Genomic DNA, 14,971 nt, shown 5'->3' on the forward strand with positions numbered 1-14,971 from the left:
GCTGACGAAACCCTAACCCTCAACTAGAGCGTTATAGTTATGTCAACCTCGCGTTGAGGAAGAACATACGGACCGCGAGGCCGAAGTAAAGGCCCGACACGCCACCGCGCGCCGATTGGCGCGAGATTCGTCAGTGGTGACGGGTCAGCGCGTGGTCGTCGGCTGGCCCGGGACGCTGACGTCGTAGGCGCGCGCGTCGCGGACGGCCTTCAGGAGCGAGGCGAGCACGCGCGCCTTGTCGTCGGCCTGGTCCGCACTCCCCCACACCACGACGCGGCCGTCACGGAGTTCGAGCGAGATCGCGTCGCGGGTGTGGACGTCGACGAACGCCACCCTCTTCGCCACGCCCTGCGGCAGGACGCCGACCACGCGCGCGGCCTCGGCACGGGCGTCGGCGGGGACGTCCTCTGCCATCCGGATCAGCGGGAGCGCACGTGGGCGCGCCTTGTAGGAGCGGAAGACGACACCACTGTCGTCGAGGCCGTGGAGGCCCTTGTCGTCCTCCACGACGGCGACGGCGGTGCGCTCGGTGACCTCGATGCGCACGTGGTGCGGCCAGGCCCGCGAGACCTGGACCCCGGCGACGGCAGGGAGGCGGGCGACCCTGCGGCGTACGGCGTCGAGGTCGGCGCGCGCCAGCGGACCACCCTCGGGTACGGCGGCAGCGCGGCGTACCGCACCGGGCCGCAGGAAGGTGGTGCCGGTGACCTCGACACCCCGGACGTCGAGGACGGGCGAGGCGAGCACGACCCAGCCCGCGGCCACGAAGGCGGCAGCGACCACGCCGAGCACGACGAGGCCGCGCCAGGTGGTCCAGCGACGGGCCCACTGGCGTCGCGCGAACCTCCGCCGCGACGCGTCGAGGTCAGGCACCGACGCGCCCCAGCAGGTCGAGGACCATCGGGCCGACCGTCGTGATCGTGCCGGCACCGAGGGTCAGCACCATGTCGCCGGGACGGGCGCGGCGCGCCAGCTCGGCGGCGACGTCGGACAGCTCCGGGACGAAGGCGACTGCGTCCGCCGGCAGCGGGACGGCGTCGGCCACGAGCGCGCCCGTGACGGCGGGATCGGCGTCCTCGCGGGCCAGGTAGACGTCGGCCACGACGACCTCGTCGGCGGCACCGAGCTCCACGCCCATCTGCTCGCCGAAGATCCGCGTGCGCGAGACGAGGTGCGGCTGGAAGGCGACGACGAGGCGCCCCTCCCCCGCGACCGACCGCGCAGCCTGCAGGTCGCCCCGGATCTCGCTCGGGTGGTGGGCATAGGAGTCGTAGACGCGGACGCCGGCGACCTCGCCCTTGAGCTCCATGCGACGGCGTGTGCCGGTGAAGCCCTCGAGCCCGGCCTTGAGCGCGTCGAAGTCGAGGCCCAGGTCCAGGCCGATCGCGATCGCCGCGAGGCTGTTGAGCACGTAGTGCTCACCGGGGATCTGCAGGGTGACCTCGCCCAGCGCCTCGGCCCCACGGCGTACGACGAAGGTGGTGCGGGTGCCCGCGGCGCGGAGGTGCTCGGCGACGACATCAGCGTCCGCGAGGCCGTAGGTCACCACGCGCAGGCCCTTGGCACGGGCCTGGTCGGCGAGGTGAAGGGTGGCGTCGCTGCCGGCCCACGTGATCAGCAGGCCGCCCGGCTCGATGCGGTCGAGGAAGTCGGTGAACGCGGCCTGGTAGGCCTCCTCGGTGCCCCACTGGTCGAGGTGGTCGGCGTCGACGTTGGTCACGACCGCGATCGACGGCGTGTAGACGAGGAAGGCGCCGTCGCTCTCGTCGGACTCGGCGACGAAGAGGTCGCCCGAGCCGTCGGCCGCGTTGACGCCGGTCGAGCTCAGGTCGCCGCCGATCGCGTACGTCGGGTCGGCACCGGCTGCCTGCAGGGCGACGGTGACGAGCGAGGTCGTGGTGGTCTTGCCGTGCGTGCCCGCGATCGCGATCGTGCGCTTGCCAGCCATCACGGCGTAGAGCCCCGCGGAGCGCGGCAGGATCCGGAGGCCCTGCTCGACGGCGGCGACGTACTCGGGGTTGTCCTCGCGGATGGCCGTGGAGACGACCAGCGTGTCGACGTCGTGGACGTGCTCGGCGGCGTGGCCGACGTGGACCCGCGCGCCCAGCTCGCGCAGCGCGTCGAGGGCGGGGCTGTCGTTGCCGTCGGAGCCGCTGACCGCGATGCCGCGGGCGAGCATGATGCGGGCGATCGCGGAGAGGCCGGCGCCGCCGATGCCGATGAAATGGACGCGGCCGAGCTCCTCGGCCGGGAGCAGCACCTCGGGGACAGGGATCCTCATCGCGCGGCCTCCAGGACCAGGGCCGCGAGCTTGTCGTCGGCGTCGAGCGGGATGACGTCGGCTGCCGCCGCCCCCATCGCGGCGAGGCGGGCGGGGTCGGTCATCAGCGGGACCAGGTTCTCGGCGATCCACTCGGCGCTGAGGTCGGCGTCGGGCACGAGCAGGCCGCCGCCGGCCTCGACGACGGGAGCAGCGTTGAGCGCCTGCTCGCCGTTGCCGATCGGCAGCGGGACGTAGACCGCCGGAAGGCCGACGCCGGACGTCTCGGTGACGGTGTTGGAGCCGCACCGGCAGAGCACCGCGTCGGCGGCCGCGAGCGCGAGGTCCATGCGGTCGACGTAGGTGAGGACCTTGTACGGAGCGCCCTGCTCCTCCAGGGTGAGCTCGTTCTTCGGGCCGATCACGTGCAGTACCTGCACGCCCGCTCCACCGAGCGCCCCCGCCGCTCCACTCACGGCTGCGTTGATCCGCTGGGCGCCCTGCGAGCCGCCCGTGACGAGCAGCGTCGGACGCTCCGCGTCGAGCCCGAACGCCGCGCGGCCCTCGGCGCGCAGCGCGGCCCGGTCGAGCGTCGAGATCATCCGGCGGATCGGCAGCCCGGTGTAGAGCGCCGGGTCACCGCCCTTCGCCTTCAGGGGCGTGTCGGGGAACGAGACCGCGACGTACGGCGTGAGGCGGGCGCCCAGGCGGTTGGCGATGCCCGGGAGGGCGTTGCCCTCGTGGACGACGATCGGGACGCGGCGCGCGCGGGCAGCGAGGTAGGCAGGCACCGACACGTAGCCGCCGAAGCCGACGACGACGTCGGGCTTCACGCGGTCGATGATCTCGAGGGCCGCGCGGCGCTGGGCGCGCATCTTGCCGGGGAACTGCAGCATCGCCTTGCCGGGCTTGCGCGGCAGCGGCATCCGCGGCACGAACTCGAGCGGGAAGCCGGCCTCCGGGACCAGGCGCGCCTCGAGCCCCTCGCGGGTGCCGAGGCAGGTGATCTCGATGGTGGGGTCCTCGCGGAGCAGCGCGGCGGCCGTGGCGAGCAGGGGTGACGTGTGGCCGGCGGTGCCACCACCGGCGAGAAGGACGCGCATCAGAGACCTCGGGACTGCTTCACAGGACGGGCGGGGCGGACACGCTTGCGGGCGGCGAGCGCGGCGGCGGCCTCGGGCTCGCGACGCGCGAAGCCGATGAGGATGCCGAGCGCGATCAGCGACGGGAGCAGCGCGGAGCCACCGTAGGACACCAGCGGCAGCGGGATGCCGATGACGGGGAGCACCGAGAGGACCATGCCCACGTTGACGATCATCTGGCCGAGCAGCCAGACCATGATGCCGAAGGACACGTAGCGGACGAAGGGCTCGCGGGTCTGCGTCGCGACCCGCACCGCGGCCCACGCGATCGCCAGGAAGAGGCCGACGACGAAGAGCGTGCCCACCAGGCCGAGCTCCTCGCCGAGCACCGCGAAGATGTAGTCGGTGTGGGACTCCGGAAGCGTGCCCCACTTCTGCTGCGAGGCACCGATCCCCTTGCCGAAGACGCCGCCGGACGACAGCGCGAGGAGGCCGTGGGCCGCCTGCCAGCCCGAGTCGTGGTAGTCCTTGAACGGGTCGGTGAAGCTGAGCAGTCGCTGACGTCGCTCCGAGCTGGTGGTGGCCAGCCAGAAGGCGCCCACCGCGATCACGGACGCCGACAGCGCGAAGAACTTCGCGGGCGCGCCGACCACCCAGAGCAGGCTGAGCGTGATCGCGAAGAGCACCAGCGCCGTGCCCAGGTCGCGCTGCAGAAGGATCAGTCCGGTGACCGCCAGAACTCCCGGCACGACCGGCACGAGGATGTGCTGCAGCTCGCCGAGGCGGCGCTGCTTGTTGGCGTAGATGTGGCCGGCCCAGAGGATCACCGCGAGCTTGGCGAACTCCGACGGCTGGATCACGAACGGTCCGACGCCGAGCCAGTTGGTCTGGTGGTTGCGGGTGACGCCGAGCGGGGTCAGCGTGAGCGCGAGCAGGCCCATCGACCCCAGCAGGCCGAGCGTCGACAGGTTGCGCAGCGTCCGCTGCGGCAGCCGCGAGGCGACCCACGCCATCGGGAGGCCGATCAGCACCCAGATCAGCTGCTTCTCGACGACGGCGTAGGAGTTCTGGGAGTTCTCGTACGACGTGACGCTCGAGGCACTGAGCACCATGATCAGGCCGATCGTCAGCAGCAGGGCAGTCGACCCGACCAGCAGGTAGTACGGCGTCAGGGGCCGCTCGAGCGCTTCCTTGAGCGCAGCGAGCCCGACCGGACGGTCCTGGGTCTCGTCGGGGGTGCCGAACTGCGTGCTGGTCGTCATCGCGCCCCATCCTCCCCCGCGGCGTCGGCGTGTCCGCGGAGGGCGGTCATGCGTGTCGCGCGTTGCGGAGGCCGTCGCGCACGTCGGCCGGTGTCGCACCCGAGGCGAGCGCGAGGGCAGCGGCGACGAGCGCGCGGGTGACGGTGACGGGGTCCTCGGTGCCGAGGTCCTCCAGGGAGGTCAGCTCGGCGGCCGAGGTCGAGCGTTGCGGCAGGAAGGCCCGCTCGACCAGGAGGTCCTCGACGACGCCCAGCATCCCGACCCCGGGCATGCCGAGCGTCACGCCGATGGCGCGGGCACCCTCCACGACGTCGGCCTCCTCGACGAGCGAGCGGGTGGCCTCGTCGGCGGCGACGTACACGCACGCCTCCTGCACGTGCTCGTACGCCGCGGCGCGGGCGGCCGGGTGGCCCTCGGACGCCGGCGCGGTGTCGAGGACGGCAGCCGCGAGCGGGCTCATCGACGCGACGTCGACCAGCTGGGGGTCGTCGAGCGCGACGACCAGGGCGTCGTACGGCTCGGGGTCCATGACGGCCTCGACCAGCGGCAGCCCCACGGCGCCGGCGACGGCGGGGCGCTGCCCGGCGGCCAGGAGGATCTGCTCCACGAGCAGGGCGACGTCGGTGTGGCCGGCGCTGCCGGCGACGACGAGCCAGGGCGCCGGGCGGTGGCCGGTGCTGGTGTCGCGCAGGCGCCAGGCGAGCTCGACCTCACCCCACACGGGGACGCCGCGTTCGCGGGCCTGCGCGACGAGCGGGGTGTCGAGGCACTCCGGCGAGGAGACGACCAGGTCGAGGCCCTCCGGGAGCACGTCGAGGGCCAGCTCGTCGAGCACGATCGTGGCACCCAGGACGCTGAGCAGCTCTGCCTTCTCGGCCCGGTCGGCCTCGAGGGGATCGTCGTCGTCGAGCGGGACGGCGTACGCCGTGACGGTGGCGCCGAGGTGGAGCAGGTTGTCCGTGGCAGCGAAGCCGGCGCGGCCGAAGCCGGCGACGGCGACCCGCACGCCCGACCAGTCGCGGCCGTCAGACACCGGCACTCGAGACCCACTCCGTGTAGAAGATGCCGACGCCGAGCGCCACGAGGAAGCCCGTGACGATCCAGAACCGGATCACGACCGTGATCTGCTCCCACCCGAGCATCTCGAAGTGGTGGTGGATCGGCGCCATCCGGAAGATCCGCTTGCCCTTGGTGGCCTTGAAGTAGGAGACCTGCATCATCACCGAGACCGTCTCCATCACGAAGAGGCCGCCGAGGACGAGGAGCAGCAGCTCCGTGCGGGTCAGGATCGCGAGGCCGGCCAGGCCGCCTCCGAGCGCCAGCGAGCCGGTGTCGCCCATGAAGATCTGTGCCGGCGAGGCGTTCCACCAGAGGAAGCCGAAGCAGGCGCCCGTGATCGCTGCGGCGACCACGGCGAGGTCGAGCGGGTCGCGCACCTCGTAGCAGCCGCTCTCGGGCCGGGGCACCTGGAAGCAGCTCTGGTTGGACTGCCAGATGTTGATGATCGTGTAGGCACCGAAGACCATGACCGAGGCGCCGGCCGCGAGGCCGTCGAGCCCGTCGGTGAGGTTCACGGCGTTGCTGGTGCCGGTGATGATCACCCAGAAGAGCGCGACGACGACGATCGCCGGGAGGCTCCACGCCTGCCAGTCGCGCAGCACCGAGATGTGCATGCTCGCCGGGCGCATGCCGTGGGAGTTCTCCAGCCACGGCGAGATCGCGACGCCGGCGAAGACGAGCGCGATGAAGGTCTGGCCGATCATCTTGGCGCGGCTGCGCAGGCCCAGGTTGCGCTGGCGGTAGATCTTGATGAAGTCGTCGAGGAAGCCGACGATGCCGCAGCCGGCGAAGAGGAAGAGCAGCAGGAGCGCCGACGCGGTCGGCATCTCCCCCGTGATCAGCTTCGCGATGCCGTAGGCCAGCAGCGTCGACAGGATGATGACGATGCCGCCCATGGTCGGCGTGCCGCGCTTGGTCTTGTGGCTGTCGGGCCCGTCCTCGCGGATCTCCTGGCCGTAGCCCTTCGCCTTCAGGACGCGGATCGCGTAGCGGGTGCCGATCAGCGAGAGGATCAGCGAAAGGCCGCCACCCAGCAGGATCGCCCTCATCGACTCGTCTCCTCGTCCAGCAGCCCCTCGGCCACCACTTCCAGCGCGGCACCGCGCGAAGCCTTCACCAGCACGACGTCACCAGCGGCGACGTCTTCGCGCAACCATGCCAGAGCCGCGGCCCGGTCGGGGACCGACACCGCCGTGCCCGGCCACTCTGAGATCTTGCTCGCACCGGAGAGCATCGGTGCCGCGGCTTCTCCGATGACCAGGAGTACGTCGACGCCGGCCGTCGCCGCGTGGGCGCCGATCTCGGCGTGGATGCGCTCCGCGTCGTCGCCGAGCTCGCGCATCTCGGCGAGCACCGCGACCGTCCGGCGTCCGCTGCGCTCCTTGATGCCGGCCAGCGTGTCGAGCGCCGCGCGCATCGCGTCGGGACTGGCGTTGTAGGCGTCGTTGATCACCGTCACGCCGTCGCCGCGGTCGTGGACCTCCATGCGCCAGCGGGAGAGCGACCGCGCTCCGGCGAGCGCAGCGAGGGCGGAGGGCGCGGAGACGCCGGCGGCGACCGCCATCGCCACCGCAGCCGCCGCGTTGAGCACCTGGTGGCGGCCGATCTCGAGCAGCTGCACGCGCACCGGAGCGCCCTGCTTGACGACGAAGAGGGCTGACGGCCGGCCGAGCTCGTCGAGCTCGACGTCACGGAAGCCGACGAGGAGGCCGGTCGGGTCACCGGTCGGGCGGCCGTCCGGCGTCGTGCCGTGCTCCGGGTCGTCGAGGTCGCCCCACTCGGCGACCGTCGGCGCGTCGGGACGCGACGTGATCCGCTCGAGCATCGCGTGGTTGAAGTCGTCGGCGGCGTTGAGGACGGCGACCCCACCCGGCGGCAGGCCGTCGAAGATCTCGCCCTTGGCCTGCGCGATCGCCTCGCGGGAGCCGAACTCCCCCAGGTGCGCCGTGCCGACGTTGATGACCGCAGCCACGTCGGGGCGCGCGATGCCGCAGAGGTAGGAGATGTGGCCGATGCCGCGGGCGCCCATCTCGACGACGAGGTAGCGGGTCGACCCGGTCGCGCGGAGGACCGTCAGGGGCACGCCGAGCTCGTTGTTGAGGTTGCCGGCCGTCGCGACGGTCTCGCCGTCGGCGGCGAGGAGCTGGGCGAGGAAGTCCTTGGTGCCGGTCTTGCCCTGGCTGCCGGTGAGTGCCAGCACGGTGAGGTCCGGGAGCTGGTCCCGCACGTGGCGTGCCAGGCGACCGAGGGCGACCGCCGGGTCGTCGACGACGACGGTCGGGACACCGGTGGGGCGCGACCCGAGGACACCGGCGGCACCGGCGGCGACGGCACCCTCGGCGTACGCATGGCCGTCGACACGCTCGCCGGCGAGGGCGACGAAGAGGCCGCCCTGCTCGACGGCGCGACTGTCGACGAAGGCAGGGGCCGTCACGAGGACGTCCTCACCTGACAGCGAGCCACCGACGACGGCGGCGATCTCCGAGAGGTGCAGCGGGATCACAGCGCGTCGGCCTCCTCACGGACCACCACGCGGTCATCGAACGGATGGACCACGCCGGCGACCTCCTGGCCGGTCTCGTGGCCCTTGCCCGCGACCAGCACGATGTCGCCGGGCTTCGCCCCGGCGAGAGCGAAGCGAATCGCCTCGCGGCGGTCACCGATCTCCGTCACCGCCCCCGGACCGGCACAGCCCGCGAGCACTGCGGCGCGGATGGCAGCCGGCTCCTCCGAGCGCGGGTTGTCGTCGGTCACGACCACGAGGTCGGCCAGGCGCGCGGCGATCTCGCCCATGACCGGGCGCTTGCCGGTGTCGCGGTCGCCGCCGGCGCCGATGACGCAGATCAGCCGGCCACCGGGCGCGACGAGGGGGCGCAGCGTGCGCAGCGCAGCCTCGACCGCGTCGGGCTTGTGGGCGTAGTCGACGACGACGTTGAGGTCGCGGCCGGTCTCGACCCGCTCGAGCCGGCCAGGCACTCCCCCGGAGGCGGCCAGGCCCGCCGCGACAGCAGCCAGGTCGTAGCCCAGCTCGACACAGCCCGCGACAGCAGCGAGCGCGTTGGAGACGTTGAAGTCGCCCGCGATCGGCACCGCGGTGCGGGCCGTGCGGCCGTCGGGTGCGACGACGGTGAACTCCGAGCCGGTGGGCCCGGCGACGACGTCGGCCACGCTCCAGTCGGCCCGGCCCAGCGTCGAGAACGTGCGCACGGGTACGCCGTGGGCATCGGCCGCGAGCTGCTCGCGCAGGATCCGGCCGTGCTCGTCGTCGATGTTGACCAGCGCCAGCCGCGCCCGGTCGGAGGTGAACAGCCGGGCCTTCGCGGCGAAGTAGTCGCCCAGGTCGTGGTGGAAGTCGAGGTGGTCACGGCCGAGGTTGAGGAAGACGGCGACGTCGAACTGCACGCCGTCCACGCGGCCCAGCACCAGCGCGTGGCTGGAGACCTCCATGGCGCAGCCGTCGACACCGCGCTCGCGCATCATCGCGAAGAGACCGTGGAGGTCGGGGGCCTCCGGCGTGGTGAGCGCCGTCTTGATGTCCTCGCCCTTGACCCGGGTGCCGACGGTGCCGATCACGGCCGCGGCGACACCGGCCTGCTCGAGGGCGAGCTCGGCGAGGCGCGTGGTCGTGGTCTTGCCCTGGGTGCCGGTCACGGCCAGCAGGCGCAGGTCGCGGGCGGGCTCGCCGTAGATGCGCGCCGAGACGTCACCGAGCACCGCGCGCGCGTCGTCGACGACGAGGAGCGGCAGGCCGCAGCCGGCTGCGAGCGAAGCGCCCTCGGCGTCGGTGAGGACCGCGACGGCGCCGGCGGACGCGGCAGCCGCGGCGTACGACGCTCCGTGGGCGCGCGCGCCGGGCAGGGCGGCGTAGACGTCGCCGGGCTGGATCCGCTGCGTGCTGAGGGAGATGCCGGTGACCTCCGCCTCGGCGCCCTCGGGGACGCTCGCGCCGAGCCAGCCCGCGACCGTCGCCAGCGGAGTACGGCGTGGTGCGGTCGGGCGACCCGGCAGGGTCAGGGGCTGGGCATCGCTCACGGCGCGAGGTTACCGGTGCCGGGGCCACCCCACGTGGTGGCGTACGGCGTGGCCTTCGCGTCGGTCGGCGGCACGCCGTAGTGGCGCAGCATGTAGCTCATGATCCGCTTGAACGCCGGGGCGGCGGTCAGGCCGCCCGCGCCGCCGTGGACGCCCATGACCGCCACGTAGACCGTGAAGCGGGGGTTCTCCGCGGGCGCGAAGCCGACGAACGAGTTGTTGTTGACCCCGTCGAGGTAGCCGCCGCCGTTGGGGTTCGGGACCTGCGCGGTGCCGGTCTTGCCCGCGACGCGGTAGCCGGGGATGTGCGCCTGCGGCGCGGTGCCCTCGACCGGGTCGAGGACGGTCTCCATCATCCGCGACATCTTCTGCGCGGTCTCCTCGCTGATCACGCGGGTGGCGGTCGCGTGGGCGGTGCCGACCTCGACGCCGTCCTCGGTGGTCGCGCTGCCCTCGATCAGGCTGGGCGACACACGGACGCCGCCGTTGGCGATCGCGTTGACCGCGGCGGCCATCTGCAGCGGGGTGGAGCTGATGCCCTGGCCGAACGAGATGGTCGCCTGCTGGATCGCCTGCCACGGCGTCGCCGGAACGATGCCCGGGCTCTCGCCGCGGAGGCCGACGTTGGTGCGCTGCCCGAGGCCGAACGCCGTCAGGTAGTCGCGCAGCTGGTCGGCCTTCATCGTCTCGGCCGCCATCGTGGTGCCGATGTTGGAGGAGTGCGCGAGGACGCCGGCCAGGGTCAGCTTGGCGGTGCCCTTGCGGCCGTGGTCGCCGATCGGCCAGCCGTCACGCGTGATCGTCTCGGGCACGGTCAGCCGCGTCTCGGGCTCGGCGTGGCCGGAGTCGATGACCGCCGACAGCGTCAGCGCCTTCTCGACCGAGCCGGGCTCGTAGGGCTCCTGGGCGCCCTTCGAGCCGTAGTAGTCCTTGGAGGTCGCCTGCGGGTCGTTGGCGTCGAACGTCGGGTAGTCGGCGTACGCGAGGAGGTCGCCGGTGTGGCTGTCCATGACGATGGCGACACCGGAGGTCGCCTTCCAGTTGCGCACCACCTGGGCGAGGGTGCGCTGGGTGAACCACTGCGCGTCGCGGTCGATGGTGAGCTGCAGCGTCTTGCCGTCGCGCGGGGGCGTGACCGTCGCGTCGGACAGCGGGATCTGGCGGCCCTTGACGGCCTGGTACCGGGCGATGCCGTCGGTGCCGGCGAGCTGCTTGTTGAAGGTGCGCTCGAGGCCGGCGAGCGGCCCCTTGTCGTCGTCCTGGCCGATGAAGCCGATGATGTTGGCCGCGACGTCGTCGAGCGGGTAGGAGCGGATCGGGTCGCGCTCCGTGGTCAGGCCCTGGAAGCCCTCGTCCGCCGCCTCGGCGAGTACCTTGCGGACCTTCGTCGCCGGGATCCGGCGCGCGAGGATCTGGTAGTGGCTGCCCTCGCCGGTCGTCTTGCGGAGCTTGTCGAGGGTCGCGAAGTAGTCGATGCCGAGCTTGTCGGCCAGGAAGCGGCCGAGCTCCGGGGCGCGCGCGACGGTGAGTGCCGGGTCGGCGATGACCATCAGGCCGTCCATGGAGGAGGCCAGCTCGACGCCCTCGCGGTCCACGATCGCGCCGCGCGAGGCGGGCAGCTCGATCTCCTCGAGGCCCTCCTGGTGCGCCATCTCGGCGTACGAGCCCGGGTCGATGGCCTGCAGCTGTACCAGGCGCGCGCCGTAGAACGACAGGACGATCGCGATGACCAGGAAGCCGAACTTCAGCCGGAACGGGCTGACGGAGCGGGAGTTCACAGGGGTCCTTCGGGGGTCAGTTGGTGCTGCTGGCTCCATGAGAACCCACGCGACCGGCCTTCGCGGCGCCCTTGACCGGCGTGTCGGCGCCCTTCGTCGGCGCGTCCACCTTCACGACGGTGCGGTGCGGGACGAGCGAGTCGGGGCGCGCGGCGGCCGGCGGGTCGATCGGGAGCTTCGCGGGCGGCTCGTCACAGGCCTCGGTCACCTTGTTGGTGGCCGTGTAGAGGAACCGCGGGCAGACCGGCATCACCATGCCGAGGCGGTTCGCCGCCTCGCCGATGCGCTGCGGGTCGTTGAGCTCGTCGATCTCGGCCTGGAGCGCCTGCTCCTGCGAGCGGAGCTCGTCGGCGTGGGTCTGCAGGTCGGCGGCGGCGAAGGAGTTCTGCTGCATCGTCGTGTTGAAGAGGAGCAGGCCGACGACGCCGGCGAGCAGGATCGCGCTCACCAGCATCACGAACGGCACCTTCGGCGCACGGACCCGGGTCGCGGGGACGACCCGGAGGCGGGCCCGCTCGACGGCCTCCTCGGCGATGCGCGTGACGCGGACACGGGACAGCTGCGGGGTGCTCATCGCTGGTTGCTCCTTCGGGGGCTGTCGGTGTGGGTGCGCTCGACGGCGCGGAGTCGGACGCTGGCGGCGCGGGGGTTGTCGGTCAGCTCGGTGCCGGTGGCCTTCTCGGCGCCGCGTGTGACGGCCTTGAAGGGCGGCTCCATCCCCTCGGGGATGAACGGCATGTCCGGCGGTACGTCGAGGCGGGTGGCCTCGGTGAAGACCTGCTTCGTGATCCGGTCCTCGAGCGAGTGGTACGACTCGACGACCACGCGGCCACCGACGCCGACCGCCTGCAGGGACGCGGGCATCGCCCGGCGCAGCACGTCGATCTCGTCGTTGACCTCGATGCGCAGGGCCTGGAAGGTCCGCTTCGCCGGGTGGCCTCCCGTACGCCGCGCGGGCGCCGGGATCTCGGCGTACAGGAGCTCGACGAGGCGGCCCGAGCGGGTCCACGGCTCCACCTCGCGCTCACGGACGATCGCCTTGGCGATCTTCCGCGCGAACTTCTCCTCGCCGTACTGGTGGAGGATGCGGGCGATCTCGCGCTCGTCGTAGGTGTTGAGGACGTCGGCGGCGGTCATGCCGGTGCCGTCGTTCATGCGCATGTCGAGCGGCGCGTCCTCGGCGTACGCGAAGCCGCGCTCGCGGACGTCGAGCTGCATCGAGCTGACGCCGAGGTCGAAGAGGACCGCGTCGACGTGGTCGAGGCCCTGGTCGGCGATGACGTCGAGGATCTCGTCGTAGACCGCGTGGACCCCGGTGAAGCGATCACCGAACGGAGCCAGCCGCTCCCCCGCCAGCCGCAGGGCGTTGGGGTCGCGGTCGATGCCGATGACGCGCGTCGTGGGGATCGCCTCGAGGACGGCCTCGGTGTGGCCGCCGAGCCCGAGCGTGCAGTCGACCATGACCGCGCCCTCGTGCTGGAGGGCAGGGGCCAGGAGCTCGACGCACCGCTCACGGAGGACCGGGACGTGGAGGGGACGCATTCGTTCAGCCCTGCCCGCCTGCTGCGATCAACAGGACGAGGGCCATCGCGCACCCGATCGAGAGCCCCGCTGACAGCACCATCACGGCCAGGGCCTCGCGGGCCTGGTCGCGGACCCGCATCTCGCGGGTGCTGGCGGTGGTGTGCATGGTCTCGACCTTCATCTGTTGTCGTCCGGGGAAGTGACGACAGCGGATTCGCAAGGCCAGGTCCCTGCCCACTCCCCGCAATGGGGGGAAGTTCGTGGCCTGGAACCGGGGAAGTTGCCCCAGGGCACGGGCAAGGAGTGGGCACGAGACCTCGTCCTGCGAATCCGCTGTTCTGTTGCTGCTGGTGGTGCGTGGTGGTGGAGCCGTGTGGTGGAGCCGCGTGGTGCGTGGTGGGGATCAGATCCCCGGGAAGACCTCGTCGGAGAGCTCCGAGAACTTCTGCTCCTGCTCCTCGGAGTACGCCGCCCAGGCGGTGGGGTCCCAGATCTCGATCCGGTTCATCGCGCCGATGACCATGACGTCCTTGCCGAGTGAGGCGTACTCCCTCAGCACCGACGGGATGGTGATGCGGCCCTGCTTGTCGGGGACCTCCTGCGACGCCGCCGCGAACAACATGCGGACGTAGTCACGAGCTCCCTTGTTGGTGACCGGCGCCTCGCGGAGCCGGTCGGTCATGCCCGCGAAGTCCTGCATCGACCAGACGGTCAGGCATCGCTCCTGGCCACGAGTGACCACGAGCCCTTCCGCCAGCTGATCCCGGAACTTCGCCGGAAGGAAGAGGCGGCCCTTGTCATCGACCTTGGGGGTGTAGGTGCCGAAGAACATCCGTTCTCCACCCCTTTCCCCCACTCTTCCTCCACTGCGCTCCACATTACTCCACTTCCCCCCACGGTCAACCATCTTGTACGCGTTTCCCTCCCCTTTTGCGAGCGGCACTTGCCAGTGGCCCGGAACGCCGGTCGCCACCTCGCACGGAGCGCGCTCGCGCTACGTTGTGGAGGTGGCAGTGGGAGCTGGTGACCTGGAGACGGTCACGCGGGTCATGGCGCGGGTGCGTGCCAACGTCGGGCACGTGATCGAGGGCAAGGGCGAGGTCGTCGAGACCGCCCTGACGGTGCTGCTCGCCGAGGGCCACCTGCTGATCGAGGACGTCCCGGGCGTCGGCAAGACGATGCTGGCCAAGGCGCTCGCGCGCTCGGTCGACGGCACGGTGAAGCGGATCCAGTTCACGCCGGACCTGCTCCCCTCCGATGTCACCGGCGTCAGCGTCTTCGACCCCGACACCCGGCGCTTCGACTTCCACCCGGGCGGCGTCTTCGCCAACGTCGTGGTGGGCGACGAGATCAACCGGGCCTCCCCCAAGACGCAGTCCGCGCTGCTGGAGTGCATGGAGGAGCGGCAGGTCACCGTCGACGGCACGACGATGGCGCTCGAGTCGCCGTTCCTGGTGATCGCGACGCAGAATCCCATCGAGATGGAGGGCACCTACGCCCTGCCGGAGGCGCAGCGCGACCGCTTCATGTGCCGCGTCGCGATGGGCTACCCCGTGCCGGCCGCCGAGCTCGCGATGCTCGGCTCCCACGCCGCCGCCAACCCGCTGGACGACCTCGAGCCCGTGACCGACGCCGGCGAGATCCGCAAGCTGATCGGCATCGTGGCGCAGGTCCACGTCGCCGACCCCGTCGGCCGGTACGCCGTGGCCCTGGCCACCGCCACCCGCACCTCCCCCGACCTGGTCCTCGGCGCCTCCCCGCGCGCCACGCTCCACCTGGTGCGCGCCGCCAAGGCACGCGCAGCGCTCGCCGGCCGCACCTACGTGCTGCCCGACGACATCCACGCCCTCGCCGTGCCGGTGCTCGCCCATCGCCTCATGCCCGGCGTCGAGGCGGCGCTCGCCGGCCGCACCCCGCAGGCGGTGCTGGCCGACGTGCTCGCCCGGGTCCCCGTGCCCGACCCCGCGTGAGCCC

General features: G+C 72.1%; 14 protein-coding genes. 1 reads left to right on the forward strand and 13 read right to left on the reverse strand.

Translation table 11 applies throughout. The features are described from left to right. Window positions 1–144: 144 nt before the first annotated feature. From IEX47_RS05440 to mraZ, 13 genes are all read right to left on the reverse strand, one after another. On the reverse strand, window positions 145–873 hold the full coding sequence (locus tag IEX47_RS05440) for a cell division protein FtsQ/DivIB (protein WP_188783002.1): 729 nt from the start codon (window positions 871–873) through the stop codon (window positions 145–147). Beyond that, window positions 866–2,281 (reverse strand): UDP-N-acetylmuramate--L-alanine ligase, encoded by a 1,416-nt coding sequence (gene murC / locus IEX47_RS05445; RefSeq protein WP_188783003.1) that lies wholly within the window; start codon window positions 2,279–2,281, stop codon window positions 866–868. The genes IEX47_RS05440 and murC overlap by 8 nt, the downstream gene beginning before the upstream one ends. Next, a complete protein-coding gene (murG, locus tag IEX47_RS05450) occupies window positions 2,278–3,363 on the reverse strand; it encodes an undecaprenyldiphospho-muramoylpentapeptide beta-N-acetylglucosaminyltransferase (protein ID WP_188783004.1) in 1,086 nt (361 codons plus the stop codon). Before murG ends, murC begins: the two co-directional genes overlap by 4 nt. After that, window positions 3,363–4,604 (reverse strand): putative lipid II flippase FtsW, encoded by a 1,242-nt coding sequence (gene ftsW, locus IEX47_RS05455; protein ID WP_188783005.1) that lies wholly within the window; start codon window positions 4,602–4,604, stop codon window positions 3,363–3,365. The genes murG and ftsW overlap by 1 nt, the downstream gene beginning before the upstream one ends. A 46-nt stretch (window positions 4,605–4,650) precedes the next feature. Further along, on the reverse strand, window positions 4,651–5,637 hold the full coding sequence (locus IEX47_RS05460; protein WP_188783006.1) for a Mur ligase family protein: 987 nt from the start codon (window positions 5,635–5,637) through the stop codon (window positions 4,651–4,653). Then, window positions 5,630–6,712 carry a phospho-N-acetylmuramoyl-pentapeptide-transferase gene (gene mraY, locus IEX47_RS05465; RefSeq protein WP_188783007.1) on the reverse strand — a complete coding sequence of 361 codons (1,083 nt, stop codon included), beginning with the start codon at window positions 6,710–6,712 and terminating at the stop codon, window positions 5,630–5,632. The genes IEX47_RS05460 and mraY overlap by 8 nt, the downstream gene beginning before the upstream one ends. Continuing rightward, window positions 6,709–8,166, reverse strand: a complete 1,458-nt coding sequence (locus IEX47_RS05470) for a UDP-N-acetylmuramoyl-tripeptide--D-alanyl-D-alanine ligase (RefSeq protein ID WP_188783008.1) — start codon at window positions 8,164–8,166, stop codon at window positions 6,709–6,711. The genes mraY and IEX47_RS05470 overlap by 4 nt, the downstream gene beginning before the upstream one ends. Next, window positions 8,163–9,695 (reverse strand): UDP-N-acetylmuramoyl-L-alanyl-D-glutamate--2,6-diaminopimelate ligase, encoded by a 1,533-nt coding sequence (locus IEX47_RS05475; protein WP_505805741.1) that lies wholly within the window; start codon window positions 9,693–9,695, stop codon window positions 8,163–8,165. Before IEX47_RS05475 ends, IEX47_RS05470 begins: the two co-directional genes overlap by 4 nt. After that, window positions 9,692–11,473 (reverse strand): peptidoglycan D,D-transpeptidase FtsI family protein, encoded by a 1,782-nt coding sequence (locus IEX47_RS05480; RefSeq protein WP_229662651.1) that lies wholly within the window; start codon window positions 11,471–11,473, stop codon window positions 9,692–9,694. The genes IEX47_RS05475 and IEX47_RS05480 overlap by 4 nt, the downstream gene beginning before the upstream one ends. Window positions 11,474–11,489: 16 nt before the next feature. Further along, window positions 11,490–12,047 carry a cell division protein FtsL gene (ftsL, locus tag IEX47_RS05485; protein WP_188783010.1) on the reverse strand — a complete coding sequence of 186 codons (558 nt, stop codon included), beginning with the start codon at window positions 12,045–12,047 and terminating at the stop codon, window positions 11,490–11,492. After that, complete coding sequence (gene rsmH / locus IEX47_RS05490) at window positions 12,044–13,015, reverse strand: 16S rRNA (cytosine(1402)-N(4))-methyltransferase RsmH (protein WP_188783011.1); 972 nt, start codon at window positions 13,013–13,015, stop codon at window positions 12,044–12,046. The genes ftsL and rsmH overlap by 4 nt, the downstream gene beginning before the upstream one ends. Before the next feature lie 4 nt (window positions 13,016–13,019). Then, window positions 13,020–13,178: a hypothetical protein gene (locus IEX47_RS05495; protein ID WP_188783012.1), complete on the reverse strand. Its 159-nt coding sequence runs from the start codon at window positions 13,176–13,178 to the stop codon at window positions 13,020–13,022. 222 nt (window positions 13,179–13,400) lie between these two features. Then, complete coding sequence (gene mraZ / locus IEX47_RS05500) at window positions 13,401–13,829, reverse strand: division/cell wall cluster transcriptional repressor MraZ (protein ID WP_188783013.1); 429 nt, start codon at window positions 13,827–13,829, stop codon at window positions 13,401–13,403. 217 nt (window positions 13,830–14,046) lie between these two features. On the opposite strand from mraZ, the gene IEX47_RS05505 reads away from it, so the two are divergent. Then, entirely contained in the window at window positions 14,047–14,967 is a 921-nt protein-coding gene (locus tag IEX47_RS05505; RefSeq protein WP_188783317.1) for an AAA family ATPase, read from the forward strand. Window positions 14,968–14,971 lie beyond the last annotated feature (4 nt).

Source organism: Nocardioides phosphati (assembly GCF_014646375.1).
Taxonomy (GTDB): domain Bacteria; phylum Actinomycetota; class Actinomycetes; order Propionibacteriales; family Nocardioidaceae; genus Nocardioides; species Nocardioides phosphati.

Excerpts from the sequence above, each read along its gene's own strand:
- murC (WP_188783003.1), bottom strand. The coding sequence starts at position 2,281 with ATGAGGATCCCTGTCCCCGAGGTGCTGCTCCCGGCCGAGGAGCTCGGC.
- murG (WP_188783004.1), bottom strand. The coding sequence starts at position 3,363 with ATGCGCGTCCTTCTCGCCGGTGGTGGCACCGCCGGCCACACGTCACCC.
- ftsW (WP_188783005.1), bottom strand. The coding sequence starts at position 4,604 with ATGACGACCAGCACGCAGTTCGGCACCCCCGACGAGACCCAGGACCGT.
- mraY (WP_188783007.1), bottom strand. The coding sequence starts at position 6,712 with ATGAGGGCGATCCTGCTGGGTGGCGGCCTTTCGCTGATCCTCTCGCTG.
- ftsL (WP_188783010.1), bottom strand. The coding sequence starts at position 12,047 with ATGAGCACCCCGCAGCTGTCCCGTGTCCGCGTCACGCGCATCGCCGAG.
- rsmH (WP_188783011.1), bottom strand. The coding sequence starts at position 13,015 with ATGCGTCCCCTCCACGTCCCGGTCCTCCGTGAGCGGTGCGTCGAGCTC.
- IEX47_RS05495 (WP_188783012.1), bottom strand. The coding sequence starts at position 13,178 with ATGAAGGTCGAGACCATGCACACCACCGCCAGCACCCGCGAGATGCGG.
- mraZ (WP_188783013.1), bottom strand. The coding sequence starts at position 13,829 with ATGTTCTTCGGCACCTACACCCCCAAGGTCGATGACAAGGGCCGCCTC.
- IEX47_RS05505 (WP_188783317.1), top strand. The coding sequence starts at position 14,047 with ATGGCGCGGGTGCGTGCCAACGTCGGGCACGTGATCGAGGGCAAGGGC.